The 24,653-nt window shown below is 52.1% G+C and carries 22 protein-coding genes and 2 tRNA genes; 16 read left to right on the top strand and 8 right to left on the bottom strand.

The window, feature by feature from the left end; genetic code table 11:
- The first annotated feature begins 100 nt into the window (after positions 1-100).
- Positions 101-3,496 (top strand): type I restriction endonuclease subunit R, encoded by a 3,396-nt coding sequence (locus tag ACYQ8U_RS02265; protein WP_459943888.1) that lies wholly within the window; start codon positions 101-103, stop codon positions 3,494-3,496.
- Between the two features lie 75 nt (positions 3,497-3,571).
- Positions 3,572-3,751: a hypothetical protein gene (locus ACYQ8U_RS02260; protein WP_459943887.1), complete on the top strand. Its 180-nt coding sequence runs from the start codon at positions 3,572-3,574 to the stop codon at positions 3,749-3,751.
- Positions 3,752-3,808: 57 nt separating this feature from the next.
- On the opposite strand, the gene ACYQ8U_RS02255 is transcribed toward ACYQ8U_RS02260, so the two are convergent.
- The 3 genes from ACYQ8U_RS02255 to ACYQ8U_RS02245 form a co-directional block, all read right to left on the bottom strand.
- Positions 3,809-3,886, bottom strand: a tRNA-Pro gene (locus ACYQ8U_RS02255).
- Between the two features lie 46 nt (positions 3,887-3,932).
- Positions 3,933-4,008 (bottom strand) — tRNA-Asn (locus ACYQ8U_RS02250).
- A gap of 147 nt (positions 4,009-4,155) precedes the next feature.
- Positions 4,156-4,911 carry an SDR family oxidoreductase gene (locus ACYQ8U_RS02245; RefSeq protein WP_459943886.1) on the bottom strand — a complete coding sequence of 252 codons (756 nt, stop codon included), beginning with the start codon at positions 4,909-4,911 and terminating at the stop codon, positions 4,156-4,158.
- A 351-nt stretch (positions 4,912-5,262) separates the two neighbouring features.
- Here ACYQ8U_RS02245 and ACYQ8U_RS02240 point away from each other — a divergent pair, with 351 nt between their 5' ends.
- Positions 5,263-7,059 carry an AMP-dependent synthetase/ligase gene (locus ACYQ8U_RS02240; RefSeq protein ID WP_459943885.1) on the top strand — a complete coding sequence of 599 codons (1,797 nt, stop codon included), beginning with the start codon at positions 5,263-5,265 and terminating at the stop codon, positions 7,057-7,059.
- Positions 7,060-7,089: 30 nt separating this feature from the next.
- Here ACYQ8U_RS02240 and ACYQ8U_RS02235 read toward each other — a convergent pair whose 3' ends face one another.
- Entirely contained in the window at positions 7,090-8,010 is a 921-nt protein-coding gene (locus tag ACYQ8U_RS02235) for an alpha/beta hydrolase (protein WP_459943884.1), read from the bottom strand.
- 39 nt (positions 8,011-8,049) lie between these two features.
- The gene (locus ACYQ8U_RS02230) at positions 8,050-10,218 is read right to left on the bottom strand and encodes an alpha/beta fold hydrolase (protein WP_459943883.1); all 2,169 of its coding nucleotides are present in this window, start codon (positions 10,216-10,218) and stop codon (positions 8,050-8,052) included.
- Positions 10,219-10,401: 183 nt separating this feature from the next.
- Between ACYQ8U_RS02230 and ACYQ8U_RS02225 the strand changes: the two genes are divergently transcribed.
- The 4 genes from ACYQ8U_RS02225 (at position 10,402) to ACYQ8U_RS02210 (ending at position 13,790) form a co-directional block, all read left to right on the top strand.
- On the top strand, positions 10,402-11,496 hold the full coding sequence (locus tag ACYQ8U_RS02225; protein ID WP_459943882.1) for a putative NPN-dependent ornithine cyclodeaminase: 1,095 nt from the start codon (positions 10,402-10,404) through the stop codon (positions 11,494-11,496).
- A 64-nt stretch (positions 11,497-11,560) separates the two neighbouring features.
- Positions 11,561-12,451, top strand: a complete 891-nt coding sequence (gene rocF / locus ACYQ8U_RS02220) for an arginase (RefSeq protein WP_459943881.1) — start codon at positions 11,561-11,563, stop codon at positions 12,449-12,451.
- Between the two features lie 431 nt (positions 12,452-12,882).
- Positions 12,883-13,506 carry a TRAP transporter substrate-binding protein gene (locus ACYQ8U_RS02215; protein ID WP_459943880.1) on the top strand — a complete coding sequence of 208 codons (624 nt, stop codon included), beginning with the start codon at positions 12,883-12,885 and terminating at the stop codon, positions 13,504-13,506.
- A gap of 17 nt (positions 13,507-13,523) precedes the next feature.
- Positions 13,524-13,790 carry a hypothetical protein gene (locus tag ACYQ8U_RS02210; RefSeq protein ID WP_459943879.1) on the top strand — a complete coding sequence of 89 codons (267 nt, stop codon included), beginning with the start codon at positions 13,524-13,526 and terminating at the stop codon, positions 13,788-13,790.
- A 219-nt stretch (positions 13,791-14,009) separates the two neighbouring features.
- Here ACYQ8U_RS02210 and ACYQ8U_RS02205 read toward each other — a convergent pair whose 3' ends face one another.
- Together ACYQ8U_RS02205 and ACYQ8U_RS02200 are read right to left on the bottom strand one after the other, a co-directional pair.
- Positions 14,010-14,711 (bottom strand): FadR/GntR family transcriptional regulator, encoded by a 702-nt coding sequence (locus ACYQ8U_RS02205; protein ID WP_459943878.1) that lies wholly within the window; start codon positions 14,709-14,711, stop codon positions 14,010-14,012.
- A gap of 14 nt (positions 14,712-14,725) precedes the next feature.
- Complete coding sequence (locus ACYQ8U_RS02200; RefSeq protein WP_459943877.1) at positions 14,726-15,043, bottom strand: hypothetical protein; 318 nt, start codon at positions 15,041-15,043, stop codon at positions 14,726-14,728.
- 454 nt (positions 15,044-15,497) lie between these two features.
- Between ACYQ8U_RS02200 and ACYQ8U_RS02195 the strand changes: the two genes are divergently transcribed.
- From ACYQ8U_RS02195 to ACYQ8U_RS02155, 9 genes are all read left to right on the top strand, one after another.
- The gene (locus ACYQ8U_RS02195; protein ID WP_459943876.1) at positions 15,498-16,652 is read left to right on the top strand and encodes a TRAP transporter substrate-binding protein; all 1,155 of its coding nucleotides are present in this window, start codon (positions 15,498-15,500) and stop codon (positions 16,650-16,652) included.
- An 84-nt stretch (positions 16,653-16,736) separates the two neighbouring features.
- A complete protein-coding gene (locus ACYQ8U_RS02190; protein WP_459943875.1) occupies positions 16,737-17,234 on the top strand; it encodes a TRAP transporter small permease subunit in 498 nt (165 codons plus the stop codon).
- Positions 17,235-17,264: 30 nt separating this feature from the next.
- Positions 17,265-18,605, top strand: coding sequence for a TRAP transporter large permease (locus ACYQ8U_RS02185; protein WP_459943874.1), 1,341 nt, complete (start codon positions 17,265-17,267; stop codon positions 18,603-18,605).
- A gap of 158 nt (positions 18,606-18,763) precedes the next feature.
- Positions 18,764-18,901 (top strand): hypothetical protein, encoded by a 138-nt coding sequence (locus tag ACYQ8U_RS02180; RefSeq protein ID WP_459943873.1) that lies wholly within the window; start codon positions 18,764-18,766, stop codon positions 18,899-18,901.
- 110 nt (positions 18,902-19,011) lie between these two features.
- Positions 19,012-19,473, top strand: coding sequence for an SDR family oxidoreductase (locus tag ACYQ8U_RS02175; RefSeq protein WP_459943872.1), 462 nt, complete (start codon positions 19,012-19,014; stop codon positions 19,471-19,473).
- A 26-nt stretch (positions 19,474-19,499) separates the two neighbouring features.
- The gene (locus ACYQ8U_RS02170; protein ID WP_459943871.1) at positions 19,500-20,789 is read left to right on the top strand and encodes an acetyl-CoA C-acetyltransferase; all 1,290 of its coding nucleotides are present in this window, start codon (positions 19,500-19,502) and stop codon (positions 20,787-20,789) included.
- A gap of 78 nt (positions 20,790-20,867) precedes the next feature.
- Positions 20,868-21,068, top strand: coding sequence for a hypothetical protein (locus tag ACYQ8U_RS02165; RefSeq protein ID WP_459943870.1), 201 nt, complete (start codon positions 20,868-20,870; stop codon positions 21,066-21,068).
- 33 nt (positions 21,069-21,101) lie between these two features.
- Entirely contained in the window at positions 21,102-22,703 is a 1,602-nt protein-coding gene (gene cimA / locus ACYQ8U_RS02160) for a citramalate synthase (protein ID WP_459943869.1), read from the top strand.
- 40 nt (positions 22,704-22,743) lie between these two features.
- Positions 22,744-23,280, top strand: a complete 537-nt coding sequence (locus tag ACYQ8U_RS02155) for a winged helix DNA-binding protein (protein ID WP_459943868.1) — start codon at positions 22,744-22,746, stop codon at positions 23,278-23,280.
- Positions 23,281-23,311: 31 nt separating this feature from the next.
- Here the strand turns inward: ACYQ8U_RS02155 and ACYQ8U_RS02150 are convergent, their stop codons facing one another.
- Entirely contained in the window at positions 23,312-24,613 is a 1,302-nt protein-coding gene (locus ACYQ8U_RS02150) for a TRAP transporter large permease (RefSeq protein ID WP_459943867.1), read from the bottom strand.
- Positions 24,614-24,653: the final 40 nt, after the last annotated feature.

The following is a 24,653-nucleotide window of genomic DNA, read 5'->3' as shown; positions in this document are numbered from 1 at the left end:
ATAATATCTCTTCAAGTAGCTTGAAATTATGGATAATTATAAAGGACATTAAGCTGTATATGTCCTTTATCGGATGTAAATGTGTCCAATAGAGGGTATCATGATCACCGACATCAACAACGAAGACCGGCTGGTACAGGCGACTTTTGCCGAGCATCTGGCGCGGAAACTCGGCTGGGAAAGCATCTACGCCTGGAACGAGGAGACCTTCGGCCCGGACAGCCTTCTCGGGCGTGCCGATACCCGCGAGGTCGTGTTGAAGAGGGATCTCGGGGCGGCTATAACGCTGCTGAATCCGCAGCTCCCGGTGAAGGCGGTCAAAGAGGCAGTAACCAAGCTCACCCACCATGATTTTTCCCGCGCCCTGCCGCAGCATAATCAGGCCTTCTACAAAATGATTCGTGACGGTGTCCCGGTCAGCTACCGCGACGCGAACAACACCCTTCGCCATGCCCTGGCCCGGCTCATCGACTTCAGGGAAGATAAGAACAATCGATTCCTCGCCGTAAGGGAGCTGAAAATTACCGGGCTTCGTTCCCCCAATTATAACCGCAGAGCCGATCTGATCTGTTTTGTCAACGGCTTGCCGCTGGTATTCATTGAGCTGAAGGCCGTCTATAAAAACATCCGTGGCGGATTCGAGGGCAACCTGAAAGACTATCTGGACGAGCACGTCATCGCCCATGCCTTCCACCATAACGCCTTTCTCGTCGTCAGCAACGGCCACCGGGCAAGATACGGTTCCATTACCAGTGAGTGGGAGCATTTTGGCGAATGGAAGCGCCTCGATGAACGGGATACGGGCAGCGTCGAAGCGGAGGTGCTGCTGAATGGCATGTTGGCCAAAAAGAGACTCCTGGACATCGTGGAGAACTTCATTCTCTTCGATGCCAGTAAACCGGGAGCAATACGCAAGGTGGTGGCCCGCAACCATCAGCTGCTGGGGGTCAATCGCGCCATGGTCTCGGTTTTCCACCAGGAAGAACTGAAAAAGCAGTTTCCACCTGATCACCGCCTCACCTACCGGGTTATCGAGTTCCCCCGCGAACAAACGGCTGAAGGTGATGTGCTGTCGCTGATGCAAACCAACGAATCATCCGGCTTCCTTAATTTGCCCGAGCCGGCTCACAGGGATCTCGGTAAGCTCGGGGTTTTCTGGCACACCCAGGGCAGCGGCAAATCCTATTCCATGGCCTTCTTTGCCGAAAAGGTCCGCCGGATCGTCCCCGGTAATTTTACCTTTGTGGTGATGACCGACCGCAACGATCTGGACGGCCAGATCTACCGAACCTTTGTCGGCTGCGGCGTGGCCGACGATCAGACGCCGCGGGCAAGCTCGGGAAAAGAACTGGCGAAGATCCTGCAACAAAATCATCGTTACGTCTTCAGCCTGATCCATAAGTTCAACCAGGATATCGACCCGGAAGAACCATACAGCCGAAGAGACGACATCATCGTTATCTCCGATGAAGCACACCGCACCCAGGCCGGCAAGATGGCCCGCAATATGCGCCTGGCATTGCCGAATGGTTCCTTTATCGGCTTTACCGGTACCCCACTTTTCAAACATGACCAGCTGACAAAACGCATCTTCGGCGACTATGTGTCCTGCTATGATTTCAAACGCTCTGAAGAAGACGGCGCAACTGTCAAACTGGTGTATGAGAACAGGGGGGAGAAGCTCGGCCTCACACGGCTGGATTTAAATGACCGTATCGCCGATGCCATTGCCATTGCCGAACTGAACCAGGACCAGGAAGCATTGCTGGAAAGGCTGCTCGGCAAAGATTATGAGGTAATAACCGCCGACGACCGGTTGGAGAAGATTGCCGCCGATTTTGTTGAACATGCCGCCACCCGCTGGGAATCCGGCAAGTCAATGCTGGTCTGCGTGGATAAAATCACTTGTGGCCGAATACATACCTTGATTATGCCCTTATGGCGTAAAAAACTCGACGCAGTGCAGATGGAAGTTGCCCACAGGGTGGCGAAACTGGCGTATGAACAGGACGAGGAGAGCCGAAAAAAACTCAAAGACCAACGGGATAAACTCCTGGCCCAGGTCGCCTGGCTGCAAAGTACAATCATCGAGATAATCATCAGCGAGGCCCAGAACGAGGTTGCCGATTTCAAGAAGTGGGATTTCGACATCATCCCCCATCGTCTGACCATGAAGCAGGGTTTTGAAACCGCCGATGGCAAAAAGGTCGATGTCGAGTCAGCTTTCAAGAACCCGGAGCATCCGTTTCGCATCGCCATTGTTTGTGCCATGTGGCTGACCGGCTTCGATGTTGAATGTCTTTCTGCTCTTTATATCGACAAACCGATGAAGGCACACACCCTGATGCAGGCTATCGCCCGAGCCAATCGGCGCTATCCCGGCAAGGATTTCGGTCTCATCGTTGACTATAACGGCATGCTGAAAAGTTTACGTGAGGCCCTGGCGCAATATGCCCTTGGCGATGAAGGTGGCGAAGAAGAGGTAGTGGCCCCCATAGAAGAACGGGTTAAGGCACTGCTGGATGCCATCGAGGAAACAGAGACACATCTGCTGGCGCTTGGTTTTGACTCACAGAAGCGGCTTGTCGGTGCCAAGGGATTTACCCGTATTCAGGCCCTGGCCGACGCCGTGGATGTCGTCTACACGAGTGACGAGACGAAGCGGCGCTTTGAGATCCTCGCTCGACAGGTATTCATCCGTTTCAAGGGTCTGCTGATGGAGCCATCGGCGCTGCTCTATGCCGAGCGTCACGACAATATCGAGGCCATTTACAAGAAACTGACCGAACGTCGGGATACCGCTGACGTCACCATCCTTCTCAAGGCATTGCATCGCATTGTCAACGAGGCCATCCGCGCCCAGTCACCGGTCACTGACGAACCGGATTCGCGATTCTATGACCTGAGCACCATTGATCTCGAAAAGCTACGGAACGAATTCGCCAGTAAGGTACGACGCAAGGCTACAGCTTTGCAGGACATCCGTGAGCTGGTGGAAGCGAAGCTGGCGCAGATGATAGCGCGCAATCCCATGCGGATGGACTATTACAAACGCTATCAGGAAATAATCGCCGACTATAATCGGGAGAAGGACCGGGTCTCTATTGAGGAGACTTTTGCCAAAGTGGTTGATCTTATGGCCAGTTTGGATGATGAACAACGTCGAGCCGTTGAGGAAGGTCTCAGCGAAGAGGAATATGCTCTGTTCTGTCTCCTGCAGCGTGATGATCTTAGCAAAACTGATCGAGAGCAGTTAAAGCAGGTTAGTCAGAAAATGCTTAAGGCCCTGCAGGTTCTTCTTGGCCCCCTTGAACAGTGGACTCAAAAGGAACAGACCCAGGCTGAGGTAGAGATTTTCATCCTTGACCAACTTTATGAAATGCTCCCAAGCCCACCCTATAGCGAAGATGACAAGCAGGCTGCGGCAAAGGAGGTTTATAGCTTTATTTGGAATACCAGCGCATCATCTTTTTATTCTGGCGCAGCCGTTGCTTGAGAGATCATTCCTGCCAATCATGGTCGCGTAAGGATCTGGCACATAGAACATAAACAAACCAACAGAGGACGTGTAATGGAAATATTCCGATCTATCAATGATGGCGATGTGGCGAAAAACATCATCAACCTACCCGGTTTTGGCAACATCATCCGCCATGCTAATAAAGCAAAGTTCGAGGAGGGTAAAGGAGCAATCGAATCCAGAAAATTACTTGCACATCAATATTGTATTTTTTGCAGCAACCGCACTTAATCTGCACTTATTACGAAAGAAGGGGTTACAGCATAAGCTGTAACCCCTTGTATTCGATGGTCGGGGCGGTAGGATTCGAACCTACGACCTCCTGCTCCCAAGGCAGGCGCGCTAACCAGGCTGCGCTACGCCCCGACTCTATTGAAAAAGGCTCGATTTAAAAAATCGAGCCTGAAGGATCTGGCTCCCCGGGACGGACTCGAACCGCCGACAAGGTGGTTAACAGCCACCTGCTCTACCAACTGAGCTACCGAGGATCAAACGTATTTACTGCGAATTTTATTTTTACAATCTTACGACTATTTGTTTTCGCCGAATCAACGTAGGCGGGCAATATAAACTGCAGTGATAAAGGTGTCAACAGATTTTCCACCACTTCCTCTATCTTTTTCTGAATTTTTACCTTATTTTTTACGATCGATAACCAAGTTTCCCCAACTCTGGCAAACCGGCATGACTTCAACGGCATTGATGTTGACATGGGCCGGCCGGCTGGCCGTCCAATAGATTATTTCGGCAATATCTGCAGGAGTGAGCGGCTGTGTCCCTTCGTATACCTTCGCCGCCTTTTCGGTATCCCCGCCAAATCGGACAATGGAGAATTCACTTTCAGCCAGGCCCGGTTCGATGTTCGTCACCCGAATGCCGGTTCCGGCCAGATCGGCTCGCAGATTTCGGGAAAACTGCTGGACAAAGGCCTTGGTCGCACCGTAGGTATTGCCGCCGGGATAAGGCCACGAGCCGGCGATTGAACCAAGATTGATAACATGCCCCCTCCTTCTGGCAACCATGGCCGGCAGTATCAGTCTGGTCATGTACAGCAGCCCCTTGATGTTGGTATCAACCATGTTCTCCCATTCATCAAGGTCCGTTTCATGGGCGGGCCCGAGCCCAAGTGCAAGGCCGGCATTATTGAGGAGGATGTCGATATTGCCGAACTCTTCGGGAATATTCTTGACCATCGCCTCAACCTGCTGTCTGTTTCGCACGTCAAAGGCGGCGATGTGCACCTTTGTTTTGCCAAGCTGTTCCTGCAGCTCCTGCAGACGGTCCTGACGCCTGCCGGTGAGAATCAAATTCCAGCCATTACTGCCGAAAAGTTCCGCGCTTGCCTTGCCGAATCCTGAAGTTGCTCCGGTAATCAGAATTGTCTTTGTCATCTCATCCCCTCATTGTTCCAGCTAATAAATTCCCATCGACTGCTTCCTGCAGCAATCCTGGGTCAAGACGCAGAAAGCCGACCAGATGCCGCCATGGCGCCTGGACCTAATCATAACAACACAATACTGTACTCTCCGGGAAATCTCAAAATCAATCGTTCCTGTTAGGAGTCGGACAGCACATATAATTTGCCAAACAGTGCCGACAAGACCTATTATAAAGGTATCAGAACTTTTTTTTCCGCTTATCAGGGAACACCATGTATGCCGTCATCGGAAAATAACCTGGACGATAAATTAACCAGAACATACTCGGCTAAATCCCCTTGCCGGGGGTAAGGAGGTAGACTTATGCAAGCCACCACCGACTATATTTCTCCCGACTCCTGCACATCCCTTGCCGAACTCTTTCTTGCAAGAGTAGCAAAAAATCCCACTGGTACAGCATATCGTTATTACAACAAGACAACCTCTACCTGGCAGACAATTACCTGGCAGGAGATGGCCCAGAACGTCAGCCGGTGGCGAAAGGCACTACAGCAGGAAGGCCTGGAAGTTGGCGACCGAGTCGCGGTCATGCTGCCCAACTGCCCGGAGTGGGTCGCTTTTGATCAGGCAACCCTGTCCCTCGGGCTGATTGTTGTCCCCCTCTTCGCCAACGACCGGCCGGCAAACATCGGCCATATTTTTTTCAACACCGAGACGAAAATTCTCCTCTGTCCGAGCATCGACACCTGGCGGCAGCTGGCTCCGGTACTCGACCGGCTGCCCAGTCTGCAGAGAATAATCACCATCAACCCCATCCCGGTACAGCAGGCCGACCCAAGAATTATCTGTATCGCCGACTGGCTCCCCGATGGTGCGGATAGTCCGTCATCCTGGTCGCCGATCACCTATGAAACCGCGTCGATTGTCTATACATCGGGGACCACCGGCCTGCCGAAAGGAGTGATGCTCAGTCATCGCAATATTCTGGAAAACAGCTATGCCGGGCTGCTGTGTATTGATATCTACCCGGAGGACACCTTTTTATCCTTTTTACCCCTGTCGCATATGCTTGAGCGCACCTGCGGGTATTATATGCCGATAATGGCCGGGGCAACGGTGGCCTTCGCCAGATCGATCCCCGATCTCGCCGAAGATCTGCTTACCGTGCAGCCGTCGGTACTGATTGCCGTACCGCGAATCTTTGAGCGCATCCACGCCGGTATAATCCGCACAATCGCCGCCAAGCCGAAACTGCTTCAGGCCTTGTTTCGACAGGCGGTGGACACCGGCTGGAAAAATTTTCTTTACAGACAGGGACGCGGCCCCTGGTCAATTTCGCTGCTGTTGCACCCCCTTCTCGATGCCCTGGTCGCCAAAAAGGTACGGGCAAAACTGGGCGGCAGATTACGGGTCATCGTAACCGGTGGCGCCCCCCTGGCAGCGGAAATCTCCCAATTTTTCCTCGGCCTCGGCCTGCCCCTTTTCCAGGGTTACGGCCTGACCGAGACCAGCCCGGTCATCAGCATCAATCGACCGGAAGACAATCGACCGGAAGGCGTCGGCAAACCTATTCCAGGCGTTGAAATAAAAATCGGCGATAATAATGAACTCCTTGTCCGTGGCAGCTGCGTCATGCAGGGCTACTGGAGAAATGAACAGGCAACCGCCAAAACCATCGATAGCGATGGCTGGCTGCACACCGGCGACCAGGTCAGCCTGGAAGATGGTCATATACGCATAACTGGACGACTGAAAGAGATTATCGTCCTCAGCAACGGCGAAAAGGTCGCCCTGACAGATCTGGAAATGGCCATCGGCATGGATCCCCTGTTTGAGTACAACGTCGTCATTGGCGAGGGACGGCCTTTTCTTTCGATGATCGGCGTACTCAACGGGCCGCTCTGGGAAGAACTTGCCGAACAGCTCGATGTTTCGCCAAATCCGGAATCCCTCAACCTGCCGGAGGTGCGCCAGGCCGTCCTGGCCAGAACCGAAAAACTTCTCTCCCAATTTCCGGGTTTTGTCTTTATAAAAGAAGTCGCACTCAGCCTCGCCCCCTGGACGGTGGAAGACGGCCTGTTGACCCCGACCCTCAAACTCAAGCGGACCGCCATTGAAAAGCACATGGAGGATGAGATCAAGAGGATATACGACCAGTAATACCCTACCCTACCATGCCTTGCGCATGAATCATCGGGTGTCTGATTCGAAGTTGCGTACGGCAGCAAGCATCTCGGCAAAACGGGGATTTGCCCGTTCCAGAGGGGATTGCCCGGGTTGACTGTTAATTGCGTAGAGCGGCTCGCGCAGCACGACGCTGGGGTGGTCGACACGGTCGGCTCTGGGGATACTGAAAGACATGAACGGGATTGTCTCCATCCGACTTGCCAGCTTTTTTAATTTTTCAATGCTAATTACCCTGTCATGTTCCGACCAGGCAGCAAAAATGCGTTGCGCATATAGTGTATCAACTGGTTTTTTCAGTAGTCCGTCAATTTCCTGGATCAGTCGAGCCAACTCCCCGGCACTGTTGAGCTGAACGCGTTCATAGCGATAAGGATGTTTGCCGACGAGATGCTTTTTTCTGTCCAGAAATCGGACAAAGGACCGGCGTGCCAAAAACTCCAGGAAACCACCGAAAATCCCCAGGCGTCCACCATATATCCCCAGGGCAGCCGAAAAAAGATACAAGTCACCGGTCACCACCGGGTCGGTACAGCCAAAATAAAAAGCCAGAGCCGCACCGGTGGACAATCCACCGATAGAGACCAGCTCAGCGTTTGCCGCGGCAGTGGCTATGGCAAAACGGACGTTTTTTTTCCATTCCGCCAGCGAAACCCCAACCATGCCTTCCGGCTGCTTCAGACCATGACACTGCAGCAGCGGCAGGTAGACATTATAGCCGAGAATCTCATGAAAATACTCGGCTATGGCCAGCATATAATAGGGGGAATCGGTCAGCCCGTGTACGAGGACTATGGCTTTTTCAGTGCGGCCGTCGTGGAGCAATTTTCGCGGGTGACAGCCCGGGCGCACTAATTCCTCGGAAAAATAAGGGAACTTCCGGTAGTACTCTATCCATTCACGACATCTTTCTGTTTCTGCATCCACAATAGCATCTCCCATACTTCGCAGTACATTGAGCACCGCTTATACATTTCCAACAAACGACCCGATCTTCTGAAAAACCTTCTCAGCTCCTTCGCCGTTGACCAGAATGTGCCGATCAAAGTTGAGGAGGCAGAACTCCTTGTCAGACGAACCAATACTCTCATAGAGCTGCTGTGACCCCTTCGGATTGACGACCGGATTCTTATCCGCCTGGATTATCAGGGCCGGTTGATTGATTGCCGCATATCCCTTTTCGATCGATTCGAGATAGTCACCAACTTCCTTTACGCCAGCCACGGGATTCATCGGATAGTTGACATGGGCATTGCCATGGGGAAATTCGATAAATTGATTATTATGCTCACCCCGCTTAATTTTGTTCTGAATACGGTTCCACACATCGATTCCCGGCATGAACTTTGTCGAATAATTGCGCAGCGCCAAAGGAGGACTGAGCGCGAAAACACCAGCCACGTTGCTGACCCGGGCAGCCAGATCCAGCGCCAGACTGCCGCCGACCGCCACGCCGCCGACGACAACCCGTTCGCAGATCATACTCATCAATATATAACTCATCTCAACGGCTTCTACCCACTCGTGGTATTTTCTTTTGGCGAGATCCTCGGCGGAGGTGCCGTGTCCCGGCAATCGAGGGGCATAGACCCAACAGCCCCGCCGACGAAGATATCCGGCCAAGGCCCTTACCTCTTCCGGCTGCGCCAGATAACTATGGATAAGCACAACGCCGATCCTCCGGTTAAAACAGGGCAGAAGAAAGGGTTTTCCACCTCTTTGTCTTCTGTTTTTCCCGACCTGACCACTCTGACCACTCTTGAGGTATTCCTCCTTGTACCTGGTCATTTCCTGACGGAGAAGATGCCTGACCAGAGACAACTTCAGCAAGCCGTCAGGTTGCCAGGACAGAGATTTGAGGGTCGACAGGAAATTAATTAACGGCTCCACCTCATTGGCCATAATTTCGATCGGATTATTGAGGCGTCCCTTGTGAAAACTGAGCGGAGCAGACAACGTGGAACGGTCACGGAAAAGATAACCTCCCTCTTTCCTGACAATGCCCTTTTCCAGAGCAAGTTGTATAAAATTTCCATATTTACCGTAACGATCATCGGTGAGAAGATGAGTCTGGCTCTCGGTAATGGATTTGTGCAGGAAAAGCGGATTAGCGCCTTTTTGGTCGCGAATAAGGGAGATGGCATAAAAAACCCGCCGTTTGAAATCGAGTTCATTAATGCGCGTGAACGGGCACATCCGCAAAAAAGAGGCAAAGAAATGTTCCTGGTTCACCGTAGTCATGGCATAGATATCCTGCATGTATCGCTGCATCACTTCACCGGCTGCCTGGCGCATCTTTTCTTTCAGTTCGGCCGACACGAAAAAGTCGTCGATGCCCTCCCGAGACATATCCTCAGTCAACCAGCTGCCTGCAAGGTAATCTGCCACCCGGATGGGTTTGCCGCAGCGGATATCGAGATCGACCCCAGTGAGGAGCATGGTGCCTTCGGCCATGATCTCTTCCACCATATTTTCGGAAATGTCCTTGACCAGTTTCGAGGCGATAGTCGAGGCGATATTCTCTGCCGCCCGAATCGGGTAATAGGTAAGGTTCACCGGCTGAATGGTGACCTGCTCCAGCTGGATATCGTCAATACTCTCCAGTCCCAGAGCCTCGAGCATCTTCGGCAGCTTGGCCGGAGAACTCTGCGCAGTCGCCAGGAGATGCAGACGATAGAGCTCGGCCCGAAGAGCCAGCGCGGCGGCCCCGGTGTGCGGGGCGTGCATGCCGCGGCTGCTGGCGATCATGAACTTGCCGCCGTCCATGATCTTTTTCGTCTTGACCATGTTCCCCTCGGGGAAGATCACCCAGTTGGCTTCGCCGGTGAGCAGGCTTTTCAGAATAAGTTTATCGCGCTTCGGATCACTCGTCGAGACCGCCCCGACCAGATTGAGAAATTTTTCCAGGCCACCTTTAAACAGGGAAGACGCCGCCAGCGACAGCGCCGGTTTACCACTCAGGTTATAGAGATAGGTAGGCAGCAGAAAAGTCTCGACCCGGGTGAAATGATTGACGACGAAGATGGTCGGTCCTGAGGGGATATTTTCCTTGCCATGAACAACGATGGACGCCCGGGACAGCTGAGAAAGGAGTTTGATCGCCAGACCGGTTGTAAAATATGCGGATCGGTTCATTTCCTGCCCCGGGGTTATTTAAATAACTGAAACAGCATAATAACTGTATTGTAGGAGTATTTTTAAACAGGGTCAAGCTAATCAACCGACTGTGTCTGGAACTCATGTTGCTTTTTATCAATATCCCGCCTATACTATCGAAAATTGTATACAATCAGAACAACCACTACAGTGAGGTCGTTTATGAAGCTGGATTTCACCTATTCTCCCCCGGATTTTGAGCAATCCCATCTGAAAAACAGCCCCCCGGCCGCACTGCAACCCTGTCCGGCCGATGGTATTTCTCCAGCAAACTATCACGCGACATCCAACCATCCGGAGTATGTTAAAATAGAGGGAAACCGTTGGCTCCTTGCCCCGGAAAGCCGGATGGATGCGGTCTTTGTCGTCAGAGATAACCGGATCGAAGTGGTTGAAGCGAGAAACCTCAAAAAAGGCGATATGGTGGTTACCGGACGAACCGAAAACGGCGAGGAAGGTATCCTGGTGCATGAAAAAGGGTTTGAACAGCACGCCGCCAATGTCGATAAATTTTCTTTTCGCGCACGGGGTACACGGGAGACGCCCTTTTCTCATTCCTACGACGCGCTGTACGAAATACTCAAGCACGATAGAGACTATGGACATATCGTCTGGGTGCTTGGTCCGGCGGTGGCCTTTGACAAGGATTCCAGAGCATCGATGCAGGGACTCATCGAAAATGGCTTCTGCCATGCCCTGATGGCCGGCAACGCCCTGGCCACCCATGACATCGAAGCGGCAATCTACAACACCGGGCTCGGGCAAAACATCTATACCCAGCTGCTCCAGCCGATGGGCCACTATAACCACCTCGACATTCTCAACGAAGTACGCCAGGCCGGCTCCATCGCCAAGGCCATCGACACCCTGAACATCGACAACGGCATCATGTACGCCTGCGAAAAAAAATCTATCCCCTATGTCCTCGCCGGCTCCATACGTGACGATGGCCCGCTGCCGGAAACCATCGGCAACGTCTATGAATCGCAGGATAAAATGCGAGTGCATGCCCGCCGGGCTACCACGGTGATCACCATGGCTACCCAGCTGCATTCCATTGCCTTTGGCAACATGACCCCGGGCTACAAGGTCCTGGAAGATGGTTCGGTGCGACCGGTCTTTTTCTATGTGGTCGACATGTCGGAGTTCAGCGCCGACAAACTGGCCAACCGCGGTTCCGCCCAGGCGCAGGCCATCCTCACCAACGTGCAGGATTTCATCGTCAATTTATGGAACCATCTTTCTAAAGTGAGCTGACGCCCGCAACCCAAAGGTACTAAGAACGAAGCGCACAATGGTTAAAGCAGAGAAGGCTGAACAGATGAAAAAACCCGTCCGCATCATCGGCGTGCCCATGGACCTCGGCCAAAACCACCGGGGAGTCGACATGGGGCCCAGTGCCATTCGTTACGCAAACCTGGCGCGAAACCTCAGGGCCCTCGGCTACACAACGTGTGATAGTGGCGACATCACCATCCCGGGTCACTATGCCCTGACCAACACCAGCCTGCAGGCGCGACTGCCCTTTATCTGCAAGGCCTGCCTCGGTGCCTATGAACTTGGCAGGAAGGCTATTGCGGCTGGAGAAATCCCCATCTTTCTCGGCGGTGATCATTCCGCATCCATCGGTACGGTCGGCGGCGTGACCCACGACGCCGAGGTCGGCCTGCTGTGGATCGACGCCCATGGCGATTTTAACACGCCGGAAACCTCGGGCAGCCAGAACGTGCACGGCATGGCCCTGGGGGTACTGCTCGGTCTCGGCCCGGATGAGCTGGTGCATCTGGGCAGGCCCGGCCCTAAAGTGAAGGCGGAAAATGTCGTCCTTTTGGGCATCAGGGATCTCGACGATGAGGAGAAGGTCCTGATCAGGGCTTCCGGTTGTACGGTGTATACCATGCGCGATGTGGATGAAATCGGTATTCGCGAAGTGTTGATTCGAACCATGTATAAATTCAGCCACCTGAGCGGCATCCACGTCAGTCTTGATCTCGATGTTATGGATCCCCTGGACGCCCCCGGGGTCGGCACGCCGTCCCAGGGTGGGTTGACGTACCGGGAAGGGCAACTTATCATGGAAATCCTCGCCGATACCGGCAAGCTGCACTCCATCGATATCATGGAAATCAACCCAATCCTTGATATCCAGAACCGGACGGCGCAGATAGGGGTCAATCTCGTCTCCTCGCTCTTTGGCAAGAAAATAATCTGAGCCTGACAAACGAGACACACCGTGCTTTTTTTTGGATTTTACGGTGCCTCAGGTTCTGACACTAAAGTCACCAGAGGCTGATTGTCCTTCTTTATCTCTCTCCAACGTGAATTGTTATAGGATGTTGTCTTCTTTCGATTCGTGTATTACATATGATGTCGTTAAAGGTACATCGACAATCTATTACAGCTAGGCAGGCAGTAGGCAATCCGCCTCGTTTTTTCCTGGGGCAATGAACATTCATTTACCTATTGGAGGAGAATATGAAACCTGTTGGGAAAATCGCCCTTGTACTCGCAGCTTGAATATTGATAGCCTCACCCGCCATTGCAGAGACGAAAAAGGTCCGCTGGAAACTGGCCATGACCTAGTCAAGCACTTTAACTCCGCTCGCCACACCCGCACCAAAACTTACTCAATTGGTCAGCGAAATGACCGGCGGGAACTTTGAAATTCGGGTGGAAGGTGCCGAAAAGCACAAAGCCCTCCTGGGTATTCTCGATATGGTGAAAGGCGGTCAGTTCGAAATGGGACACACCACCTCCTATTACTGGAAAGGCAAAGATATCACCTCGGTCTTTTTCACCACCGTACCCTTCGGCATGACTTCAGACGAGCAGTTCGCCTGGCTCTTCTACGATGACGGCATGAAACTGCAGCAGAAGCTGTATGATAAATTTGATGTCTACTCCTTCCCTGCCGGCAACACCGGGGTGCAGATGGGTGGCTGGTTTCGCAAGGAAATCAAATCACTCGACGACCTGCAGGGGCTGAAGATGCGTATTCCCGGCCTGGCCGGAGAGGTCTTCGCCAAACTCGGCGTCAATGTCACGAATATCGCCCCAGGGGAACTCTACACCTCGCTTGATCGCGGCACCATCGATGCCCTGGAGTGGGTAGGACCCGGCATGGATATCAAAATGGGCTTTCATAAAGTCGCGCCGTTCTATTACGCCGGCTGGCATGAACCTGCCTCGGATATGCAGTTTTTGATCAACAAGCGTGAATTCGACAAGTTGCCAAAGGAATACCAGAAATACTGCATACCGCCATAAAGGCCGTATCCGCTGATATGCTCGGGGATAACTTCGACTCCAGTGCCCGCGCCTGGGCACAAATGAAGGAAGAATTCCCAAATATCAAGGTGATGATCTTCCCGGAGCCGGTCCTCAAAGCGATGAAGAAAGCCACCGACGAAGTTATGGAAGGATATGCCGCGCAGGATGCAGCCTTCAAGGAAGTGTATGAATCACAAAAAGCATATATGGCCAAGGCCCGCGAATGGACGAAGATGTCGACACAATACTACCTGCAGACATCTGAAATGGTGGCGGAATAGCTGCATGTCACCGCAGCAATGCTTCAGCGGTCCACCCTCGAAGGAGAGAGGGTGGACTGCATTTTTTATTTTCATCCAGGGAATAACATTGATTTGCAGCATGGTTTTTCCTGGATTTTATGGCTTTGAGCACAGACTGATTCGCCGGAAGAGATGGCGCAATTGACAGAATCACCAGAAGACGACAGGAATGGCTCAGCTGAAGTGATATTGTTCCCTTCAGCGTGTCCTGAAATACTCCTGAACATAATGGATGTGCGTACGCATGGCCTCAAATGCACCCTGGGATGATCTTTGCTGAATTGCCTCGAAGATGGCCCTGTGGTGAACGATGACATCTTCCAGTGCTGCCCGGTCCATATACATATGGGTCAAATTCTTTTTGATGCCGACAAAAAGAAAATCATAAAAATTGCGCATCAGGTGAATGAGCACCGGGTTCTTTGTCGAAAAGGTTATGGCCATATGAAAAGCGGCATCAGGCTCGGTACCAATTCGATCAGTGGTTTCCAAATCATGTTCCATTTCCTCCAGACACTTCTCGATTGCCTTGAGATCGGTATCGGTGGCCCTTTGCGCCGCCAGCATTGCCGCGTTGCATTCCAAGCCCATCCGCACTTCGAGCAGGTCGGCAAAGGTTGCCTCATCCGTGGCCATGGCTGCGGCCAGCGGATTACCTGACCGATTATCCGGCGAGCTGACAAAGGTCCCCTGCCCCTGTCGATGCTCGAGCAGACCCATGGTGACGAGTTTATTGATGGCGTTTCTTACGGAAGTTCTACTGACCGCCATGGACAAGGCTAATTCCCTTTCCGGCAATATCTGCTGACCGGCTTTAAAATCACCTTTGTAAATCAATTCACGGATCTGCTCAAAGACCTGATCTGAAATACGTTTTGGTTTAATAGGTTTGAGATTCATGAATGTATTTTAAATTATAGAAGTAAAATTAACTTGTCATCCCCTTGTTGCAGAGGGATGAACTCAATACAAAGCTGCTGTGCCTGCGTAGAGTATTTGCTCGCAGTATCTATTTGCTTGGCGCTTGGGGCGCGGTCCAGCCAAAAGGGACAGAGGTTATGAGAAAAACCATAAAAACGCAACGCTAAATCTTGCAAACCTGTGAACATAGGCTTTTCGACAGCGCCTTGTGCCGTAATCCACTGTCTCACCCTTTTTTCCCGCAGACCAATCTCATTCGTACCTGCCGTATGGCCGCATGTGGAAAACGTCCTGATCAGAGGTTTATACATCGGCTATGTATCATACCTGTCTGTCCAATATTGGTACTACCATTGCCTTTCTGTTTCAACATTAGCACCATGGGTGTGTTCGATCGTTTTCCACAAAAACACTGTAATATATTATCTATCAAAGATATTACCACACATCAAGTTTTTTCTTGACACGTTTTTTCTTTATGATAAATAATTGGTACTACCAATTTCCAAGCGAGCCAATTTTGTTTTCATGCATGGAATACAATGCCTGGACCTGAGGCGGGAAGAAGGTCATTTTTTTCCAGCCACATTGGAAACTCTCTTGTGGCACAATAAATGCGTAATTTTTGACAGAAGTAACAGTCTTCTGCGTCCGACATGAAGCTATGCACAATCGGCTTCCTACTGTTCAAAAACATGCAGAAGCATCAATGTGGGGGGATTACCCCCTGGCTTAAACACATAACCTAAGTAGAGGGAGGAAAGAATGAACAAATTCAAGATGTTAATTGGTCTTGCAGTGATCTCGACCTTAACCATGGCGCCGAACGCCTTTTCAGCACGAGAAAAATTTGGTGCCGATAAGCGTCATGATGAGGTGAAAAAAGAGCTGCGTACTATCAAACCTTCCACGGAAGAATTTAAGTGGAAAATGGTCATGCCATGGGCCAAAGGAATGTTGTTTTATGATATGGCCCAGCATTTTGCTGATTCCGTAGCCCTTGCATCCGGCGGTCGTCTTGAAATTAAACTCTTTTCCGCCGGTGAACTGGTCGGTGCGATGGAAAGCTTTGATGCAGTTTCCAAAGGTCAGGCAGATATCGGCCATGACTGGCCAGGGTACTGGAAAGGCAAGAATGAGGCTTTTGTCGCTTTCGCCTCCGTTCCAATGGGACTTGACACGGAAGGCTACAATATCTGGCTCTACGAACGTGGTGGTCTGGAAATGATGCAGGAGCTTTATGGTCGCTATAACCTGTTTGCCCTTCCTGGTGGCAACACCGGACAGGAACTTGGTCTATTCTCCAACAAAAAAGCGACGACCATGGCTGACTTCAAAGGCATGCGTGTTCGTACCGCCGGCTGGTATATGGATATTCTGACGAATCTGGGTGCCAGTGTTACTCCTCTGCCTGGTGGTGAGGTCTATCTCGCTCTTGAGCGTGGCGTCATCGATGCTGCTGAATTCAGTAGCCCGGCTATGAACTACCCGATGGGTTTTGACGAAATCACCAAGTATGTCATTCAACCAGGTGTGCACCAGCCTTCTTGTCAAAGTGCATTTTTCATCAATAAAGATTCCTACGCTAAACTTCCTGCTGACTTGAAGTGGATCGTTGATATCGCCGCCAAGGAAACTCAGCTCTGGTCGACCGCCTGGCAGGAAAACCTCAACGCCCAGGCTATCGCGCTTTTTAAAGAAAAAGTTGAGTTTGTCACCATGGACAAGGAAACCATCAACGAATTTGCAAAGGCCTCCCATACATATCTTGAAGAATTGAAGGGGAAATATCCTGATGTTAAGAAAATCCTCGATTCCCAGGATGAGTTCAAAGCTTTTTTCGCCGACTGGCGGAAAGAACGCGGCGGCATAGCTCCTTGGCCTCATGAGACATTTATCCAGGGTACTCACATGCAGTAACCACTGTCGTGCGGGGACCCGCAACGGTTCCCGCATTTTTACCCCGCATTGCATGAGCCATCATTACGTTTTTAAGAGGTTTTTATGTTTAAGCTAGATAGTGCAATTGACAATCTCAATGAAAAGATAGGGTTTTATTCGTCTTATTTGATTTTGCCGCTGATCGCCGTAGTTGGCTGGGAGGTCATAATGCGCTACGGATTCAACAAGCCGACCTCCTGGGCCTTTGAATTGACTGTTTTCATCTACGGCATTCATTACAGTTTTGCCTTGGCTTTTGCCCACAAACACAACACACACGTCGCTATTGATGTCTTCGAATCCCGGTTGGCGGTAAGGCCACGCACGATTTTACGTATTGTAACCAATATAGCTCTGTTCCTCCCTTCGGTCGGCCTGCTGGCTGCCTACACCAGCCAACTGGCTTTTTTCTCCTGGCAGCAGTGGGAACACGCGTCAAGCTCCTGGGCGCCTGCTCTTTATCCCTACAAGACACTGATGGCCATCGGCTTTATTCTCTTATTTCTGCAAGGGCTGGCCAAACTGATCCAAGATATCCGTGCACTGAAAGAAATCCATTAAAATCTGTTTGATTCTGGAGAAAAGACACCAATGAGCGTAGAAGTCATCACCATCCTCATGTTTCTGTCCCTGATGGGTTCCATTGCCTTGGGACACCCCTTAGCGATAACGCTTGCCGCAGTAGCTACCTTCTTCGGCTTGCTGACTAACGGCTTCGATGTCCCTGCTTTAATGGGTTTATTTGCCAATAATGCCTGGGGAATTTTTCTGAACTATACCCTGGTGGCCATCCCGCTGTTTATTTTTATGGCCCAGATCCTTGATCGATCCAAGGTTTCCGAAGGGCTGTTCGAAGCCCTGTATATCGTTCTCGGTGGACTGCGGGGCGGTCTCGGTATGGCGGTCATTGTTGTTTCCACGGTATTTGCCGCAACGACCGGCATCGTCGGCGCCTCGGTTGTCGCCATGGGTTTGATGGCGGGACCGGCCTTGCTGAAACGCGGCTACGACAGAGCTCTCTCCGCAGGAATTATCTGTTCTTCAGGGACGCTCGGTATCCTCATTCCGCCGTCGATCATGCTCGTTGTGTATGGTGGCCTGACCGGTCAAAAAGAAACGTCCGTTGGCAACCTTTTTGCCGCCGCCATCATTCCGGGTTTGCTGCTGTCGGGCTTATACCTGCTCTATGTCGGCGTGCGCTGCTATCTCAATCCCAAGCTTGGTCCACCTATCCCGGCGGCAGATCGCACGGCAACCGTCATGCAGAAATTCACCATGACGATGAAGAACTTTGTCCCTCCCTTTGGTTTGATTCTCACCGTCATGGGCACAATTCTGGCCGGGGTTGCCACTCCTACAGAGGCAGCAGCTCTCGGCTGTGCCGGTGCATTAGTCCTGGCACTTGTTACCCGTAAGCTCAGCTGGGAGGTCATTACCCAGGCAAGTATCTCGACTGCCCGGACAACAGCGATGATCATGGCCCTGTTCATCGGTGGTAAATTCTTCTCCGTTGTCTTTTTAAGCATGGGTGGCGGTGACGTCGTCGCCGATGTCCTCTTGGGAATGGATGTCAGCCGCTGGGTGGTGTTTTTCATCATGATGGCTGTTGTCTTCTTCATGGGCATGTTCATCGACTGGGCGGCAATCCTGCTTGTCGTGGTGCCGATTTTTACACCGATCGCCATGGACCTGGAATTCGATCCGCTCTGGTTTGGCATGATGGTCTGTATCAACCTGCAGACATCTTTCCTTACTCCGCCTTTTGGCTACTCCCTTTTTTACTTCAAAGGGGTGGCGCCACCGGAATATACCATGGGGGATGTTTATAAAGGAATTCTGCCCTTCGTTGCCATCCAGGTCTTCGGCCTGTCTCTTCTCGCAATCTTCCCGCAGCTTATCTCCTACCTGCCGGATCTTTTCTTCGGCAGATAGTCACTTTGGAAATCCGATAATAAACAAGAAGAGGCATTTGTTTTTGACAAAAACAAATGCCTCTTTTTTCGGTTAAATGTCGTACTGCTGCACATTCCGCCGTTCCGCGAGCGGGCGAATGATATTGTCTGTCCTGGCACGGCATCTGCTGCAGCAAATTGTCGCTGACACGGCGCAGCCACTGGTCGAACTTCACCCCGACTGCCGAGGCCCTGCTGCAGCAGCATCCCTTTATTGCTTCTTGCTTTACATCGGCCCTGTCGCACAAACCGCAGTGTTCCGGCAGAAATGTGTGAATTATAAAATTTCAAGAGCAATAAAAATGCCGAACGAAGAGTAAAAAAGGAAAACAATATCGCCTAACAGGAAGGCCAGGCTTAAGAGAGATGTTGGCGTAGAGTTTGTAATGTTGTCAATTGGCGTAAAGTGTTTAAAGTCAGAAATCAACCTCACCGGGGTGTTTCTCACGGTACGGGAGTGTGTTGAACAAATGATTAACCATGACTGCAAGGGGTTGATCTGTCTCATTTCCTCTACCGGCTCGCTGGGAACCGCCGGGCAGATCAACTCCTCATCGTCCAAGGCGGCCATGTCCGTGTTCCCAAAGGTGTTGACCGCCGAGTTCTTTCGGCGTAATATTGCCGACAAAATTCGCTGCATGGCGGTCGCCCCGGGGTATGTCGGTTCAGCGATGGTGAAAAATATCGATGAGAAAATACTCGGCAAAATCCTTGAGCAGGTACCCATCGGCAGATTGATCGAACCGGAGGAGGTAACGTCCCTGGTCGCCGAGCTCTACAGAAACGAAGCCATGGCCGGCGAGACCGTCTTCATCCACGGCGGCCTGCGCCTGGGTTCTAAAGGTTAATAATTTTATATACGAAGGAGAGATTGATGAAAGATGTGGTAATCATAAACGGCAGCAGAACGGCCATTGGCGCCTATGGCGGAACCCTTAAATCCACCCCGGTGGTGGATCTTGGCGCAGCGGCATTAAAAGGAGCCTTGCTCACCGCCGGACTGCGACCCGGCGCCAGCGAGCAGTGTATCAAATTTGCTGCAGACAGTATCCGCGGTGATGGGCAGATCGAACTTGAGCGCAGATACTACGACTATGACGATACTTTACAGCCGGTGGAGATCGATCAGGTAATAATGGGCAATGTGCTCGGAGCAGGTCAGGGGCAAAATGTTGCCCGGCAGGCAATGATCAAGGCGGGCATCCCCAAGGAAACCAGTGCCACGGCTATCAACAAACTCTGCGCCTCGGGCATGGAGGCGGTGGCTCTTGCGGTTCAGGCCATCCGCTGCGGTGATGCCGATACCATCCTCGCCGGCGGGATGGAAAATATGAGCCTGGTACCCTATGCCCTGCCGGCTGCCCGCTGGGGGCAGCGGATGGGCGACGGCCAGATGATCGACCTTATGGTCTATGACGGACTCTACGAATTCTTCTATGGCTACCACATGGGCATGACCGCGGAAAATATCGCCGTCAAATATGGTATCACCCGTACGGAACAGGACGAAATCGGTGCCCTCAGCCACCAGCGGGCCGTCGCGGCCATCGCCAAGGGCCTGTTCAACAATGAGATTGTGCCGATACAGATACCCCAACGCAAAGGTGATCCGCTGAGTTTTGCTGTCGATGAGCGGCCGATGGAGACCAGCGCCGAGAAGATGGCTAAACTGCGTCCGGCCTTCAAAAAGGATGGTACGGTCACCGCCGGCAACGCTTCCGGCCTCAACGATGCCGCGGCGGCTTTGCTGATTATGTCAGCCGACAGGGCCAAAGAGCTGGGTTTGAAGCCGCTGGTAAAAATCAAGGCCCATTCTTCGGCCGGGCTTGATCCCGCTTATATGGGTCTTGGACCGATTCCGGCGGTTCGCAAAATTCTGCACAGGCATAAGCTGTCCATCAATGACTTTGATTCCATCGAGTTGAATGAGGCCTTTGCCTCGCAGGCCATCGCCTGTATTCGTGAGCTGGGCTGCAATATCGACAAGACCAATACCATGGGAAGCGGTATTTCTCTTGGCCATCCCATCGGCTGCACCGGTGCCCGCATCCTGGTCACCCTGATGAACCAGATGAAACGGGAAAATCAGGCCCTTGGCCTGGCCTCTCTGTGTATCGGCGGTGGCCAGGGCATGGCCATGGTGTTGGAAAATGTTGCCGCATAGGACGGTGCAACTGTAAATCAGCCACCCAGCTGCCGTGTCGGTTAAAGAACGCGGCAGCTCTTTTGAGGACATAATGCCATGAGCGACAGACTACCGAACGTTGATAACCTCTGTACCAACCCGGACAACCATAAGATGCATCTCTGCGAACTGACCAAAGCCGGCAAAATAGCAGAAATCGACAGACTCCAGGAAAATCCCACCTTCATCTGCGGTAATTGCGGCCGGAAGGCCAATACCGAGGGCGCCCTCTGTGCGCCGGGACCATTTCATATCTAAAACTACCAGCGATTCGAACTAAGAAGGAAAAAAATGGCCCATTTCATCGAGCTGTATGACACCACCCTCCGCGACGGAACCCAGGCGGAAAATTTCAACCTCTCTGTTGAGGATAAAATCAGGATCACCCTGGCCCTGGATGACCTCGGTATCGATTTCATCGAGGGGGGATGGCCCGGATCCAACCCTGTTTCTGCCGAGTATTTTGATAGAATGCAAAGCGTTGAGCTAAAGCATGCTCAACTGGCAGCCTTCGGCTCGACGCGACATTTCCGCAATAGACCCGAAAAAGATCCCAACCTGCTCGCACTCCTCAATGCCAAAACCCCGGTCATTACCATCTTCGGCAAGAGCTGGGATATTCACGTGCGAGAGGCGCTGCACATTGAGCTGGAAGACAATCTGCTGCTCATCCAGGATACGCTGACCTTTCTGCGTCCCTACGTACAGCATCTCTTTTATGACGCCGAACACTTCTTTGATGGTTTCAAAAACAACGAGGAGTACGCACTTGAGACCCTGATAAGCGCCGTGGACGGCGGGGCGGAAACGATCATTTTATGCGATACCAACGGCGGCACCCTGCCCCAGGAAATTCCGCTGATCATTAACAGAGTCAAGCATTACCTGGCAGAAAAAAACAGAACCGTCCATCTGGGTATCCATGCGCACAACGACTCGGAGACTGCGGTCGCCAATAGCCTTATCGCCGTCTCGGAAACCCGGATCAGACAGATCCAGGGGACGATGAACGGCTTTGGTGAACGGTGCGGCAATGCCAACCTGACCTCTATCATTCCGGCCCTGGTTTTCAAAATGGGGGCGGAGTGCGAGGTTGGTCAACATATCGACAAACTCTACAGCACCTCCCGTCTTATCAACGAGCTGGCCAACCTGCCGCACAACCGCTACCAGCCCTACGTTGGACAATCCGCCTTTGCCCACAAGGGCGGCATCCATGTCAGTGCCGTAAAACACAACCCGCTGACCTACGAGCATATCGCCCCGGACAAGGTCGGTAACTTTCGGCGAATTCTTATCTCCGACCAGTCCGGACGGGCGAACATTCTCCATAAGGCCAAACAGTGGGGACTGAAACTCGAACCGGACGATCCGGTACTGGCGACCATCATCAGTGAGTTGAAAGAACAGGAAAACCAAGGATTCCAGTACGAAGGGGCGGAAGCAAGTTTTGAGCTGCTCATGCGACGGGCGATGGGGCTGCAGCGGAACTACTTTAAATTTGAGAGTTTCCGGGTCATGAACCACAAATACCACATGGACAAACCCCCGCTTACCGAGGCGACCATCCGGCTGTATATAGGCGGTCGCGAGGTACATACCGCGGCCATGGGTTATGGTCCGGTCAATGCGCTTGACTGCGCCATCCGCAAGGCCCTCCTGCCATTTTACCCCTGCCTGGAAGAAATGGAACTGACCGACTACAAGGTCCGCGTCCTCTCCGGCGAACACGGCACCCAGGCGCGGGTCCGGGTCCTGGTCGACAGCAAGGACCCGCTCTGCAACTGGGGTACGGTCGGGGTTTCAGTCAATATCATCGAGGCGAGCTGGCAGGCCCTTGTGGACAGTATCACCTATAAGCTGATGAAAGAGGATAAGAAGAAACTGGGCTGACAAGAGGCAGGATAAGCCACTTTTTACGAGTTTATCAATTATGAAAGATGACAAGAAATTTCCTGAGATCAACCCGTACGCGCCAATCGTCTCCTCGGAGCATCTCACCTCCCCCGATTCCTGGCCTCTCAGTGAATTCGAGTATGGCATGATTATCGCCCATAATGCGTTTTCCCGCTGGATGATTCGCTGTATGCATGCTGCAGGCTACGCCGATTTCAGCCCCCTCGATGTACTCGTCCTGCACAATGTCAATCACCGAAATCGCCAGAAACGGCTGGTCGATATCTGTTTCGTTCTGCATATCGAGGACCAGCACACCGTCAATTACTCCCTGAAAAAACTGGTCAAAGCAGAACTGGTCGAGCCAGAGAAACATGGCAAGGAGATTTTTTACTGTGCCACGGAGCAGGGCAAGGAGGCCTGTAAACGCTACAGAGAAATACGTGAGACGTGTTTAACCTCGGCCTATCGCAACCTGGATCAGGAGGGCCCGGAGATCAGCCAGGCCGCGTCCCTGCTCCGGCTGATGTCCGGACTCTACGACCAGGCCTCGCGGGCTGCTTCATCTCTTTAACAACCCTCTGTCAGCGCGGAAAAATTCGCCTTCAGCCGCCCATCATATTCGGTAATACCGTAACAATTCCGGGAAACACGACAATCAATACCAAGCCAAACAGCAGCAGCAGAAAAAAAGGTGCGGCGGCAACGGCCACTTTTAAGATATCCATGCCGGTCAAGCCCTGAATGACAAAGAGATTAAACCCCACCGGCGGGGTAATCTGGGCCATCTCAACGACGATGACCACGAAAATACCGAACCAGAGTGGGTCGATTCCCGCCTGTTCGACCATCGGCATAATTATCGAGGTGGTCAACACCACCACGGAGATACCATCAAGAAAACAGCCCATGATGATGAAAAACAAGGTCAGCGCTCCGAGCAATGCGTAGGACGATAGATTCAGATCGCTGATCCACATCGCCAGCATCTTCGGGATACCGGTAAAGCCCATGGCCACCGTGAGAAAGGCTGCACCGGCCAGGATAAAAGCGATCATGCAGGATGTTTTCGTCGCCCCCATCAGACCGTCGAGGAAGCTCTGTCTTGACAGCGACCCGGTATATTTTGACAGCACCAGGGCCAGCAAAACGCCAACCGCTGCCGCATCGGTGGGCGAGGCTATACCGGAGTAGATGGAACCGATCACCCCAACAATCAGTAGACAAACAGGAATAAGACTGCGGGAACGATTCATCTTTTCTTTGAATGACAGTGACGGCTCGCCCGGTGGAATTGCATCAGGATGAAGCAGGGACCAGATCACCACATAGCCAACAAAAAGAGTCGCCAGGAGACAGCCCGGCAACACTCCCGCAATAAAAAGCCGGGCAATAGACTGTTCCGTTGCCACGCCATAGACGATAAGAATGATCGACGGCGGAATAAGCAGTCCCAGGGTGGCTGATCCGGCCAAAGTGCCAACCATCAAATTTACGGGATAGTTTCGCCTGGACAGCTCTGGAATGGACATCTTACCAATCGTTGCCGCAGTAGCAGCAGAAGAACCGGATACGGCAGCAAAAATACCACAGCCGAGAATGTTCACATGGAGAAGCCGACCAGGCAGATGGGTCAGCCACGGGGACAGCCCGGTAAACATATCTTCCGAAAGACGGGAACGAAAGAGAATCTCGCCCATCCAGATAAATAGTGGCAGGGCGGCAAGTGCCCAACCGTTACTTGCGCCCCAGATCGTGGTAGCCATAACCTCCCCCAGAGGGGCATCAGAAAAAAGTGCCATACCGGCCATGCCCACAGCCAAGAGCGAAAAAGCCACCCAGATACCACTGCCCAGCAGAAAAAACAACAGGAGTAATAATACCAGGGTCAAGGTTATTTCAGACATTTTTTTCCTCTTCTTTTCCCTACTCAGTAGCAGAAGATGG

This window comes from Desulfocastanea catecholica (genome assembly GCF_054657295.1).
This window is presented reverse-complemented; position numbering and strand designations above follow the sequence as displayed.

What these genes read in the sequence shown, in the direction of transcription:
- ACYQ8U_RS02265 (WP_459943888.1), top strand. Translation starts at nt 101, where the DNA reads ATGATCACCGACATCAACAACGAAGACCGGCTGGTACAGGCGACTTTT.
- ACYQ8U_RS02260 (WP_459943887.1), top strand. Translation starts at nt 3,572, where the DNA reads ATGGAAATATTCCGATCTATCAATGATGGCGATGTGGCGAAAAACATC.
- ACYQ8U_RS02245 (WP_459943886.1), bottom strand. Translation starts at nt 4,911, where the DNA reads ATGACAAAGACAATTCTGATTACCGGAGCAACTTCAGGATTCGGCAAG.
- ACYQ8U_RS02240 (WP_459943885.1), top strand. Translation starts at nt 5,263, where the DNA reads ATGCAAGCCACCACCGACTATATTTCTCCCGACTCCTGCACATCCCTT.
- ACYQ8U_RS02230 (WP_459943883.1), bottom strand. Translation starts at nt 10,218, where the DNA reads ATGAACCGATCCGCATATTTTACAACCGGTCTGGCGATCAAACTCCTT.
- ACYQ8U_RS02225 (WP_459943882.1), top strand. Translation starts at nt 10,402, where the DNA reads ATGAAGCTGGATTTCACCTATTCTCCCCCGGATTTTGAGCAATCCCAT.
- rocF (WP_459943881.1), top strand. Translation starts at nt 11,561, where the DNA reads ATGAAAAAACCCGTCCGCATCATCGGCGTGCCCATGGACCTCGGCCAA.
- ACYQ8U_RS02215 (WP_459943880.1), top strand. Translation starts at nt 12,883, where the DNA reads ATGACCGGCGGGAACTTTGAAATTCGGGTGGAAGGTGCCGAAAAGCAC.
- ACYQ8U_RS02210 (WP_459943879.1), top strand. Translation starts at nt 13,524, where the DNA reads ATGCTCGGGGATAACTTCGACTCCAGTGCCCGCGCCTGGGCACAAATG.
- ACYQ8U_RS02205 (WP_459943878.1), bottom strand. Translation starts at nt 14,711, where the DNA reads ATGAATCTCAAACCTATTAAACCAAAACGTATTTCAGATCAGGTCTTT.
- ACYQ8U_RS02200 (WP_459943877.1), bottom strand. Translation starts at nt 15,043, where the DNA reads ATGTATAAACCTCTGATCAGGACGTTTTCCACATGCGGCCATACGGCA.
- ACYQ8U_RS02195 (WP_459943876.1), top strand. Translation starts at nt 15,498, where the DNA reads ATGAACAAATTCAAGATGTTAATTGGTCTTGCAGTGATCTCGACCTTA.
- ACYQ8U_RS02190 (WP_459943875.1), top strand. Translation starts at nt 16,737, where the DNA reads ATGTTTAAGCTAGATAGTGCAATTGACAATCTCAATGAAAAGATAGGG.
- ACYQ8U_RS02185 (WP_459943874.1), top strand. Translation starts at nt 17,265, where the DNA reads ATGAGCGTAGAAGTCATCACCATCCTCATGTTTCTGTCCCTGATGGGT.
- ACYQ8U_RS02175 (WP_459943872.1), top strand. Translation starts at nt 19,012, where the DNA reads ATGTTGTCAATTGGCGTAAAGTGTTTAAAGTCAGAAATCAACCTCACC.
- ACYQ8U_RS02170 (WP_459943871.1), top strand. Translation starts at nt 19,500, where the DNA reads ATGAAAGATGTGGTAATCATAAACGGCAGCAGAACGGCCATTGGCGCC.
- ACYQ8U_RS02165 (WP_459943870.1), top strand. Translation starts at nt 20,868, where the DNA reads ATGAGCGACAGACTACCGAACGTTGATAACCTCTGTACCAACCCGGAC.
- cimA (WP_459943869.1), top strand. Translation starts at nt 21,102, where the DNA reads ATGGCCCATTTCATCGAGCTGTATGACACCACCCTCCGCGACGGAACC.
- ACYQ8U_RS02155 (WP_459943868.1), top strand. Translation starts at nt 22,744, where the DNA reads ATGAAAGATGACAAGAAATTTCCTGAGATCAACCCGTACGCGCCAATC.
- ACYQ8U_RS02150 (WP_459943867.1), bottom strand. Translation starts at nt 24,613, where the DNA reads ATGTCTGAAATAACCTTGACCCTGGTATTATTACTCCTGTTGTTTTTT.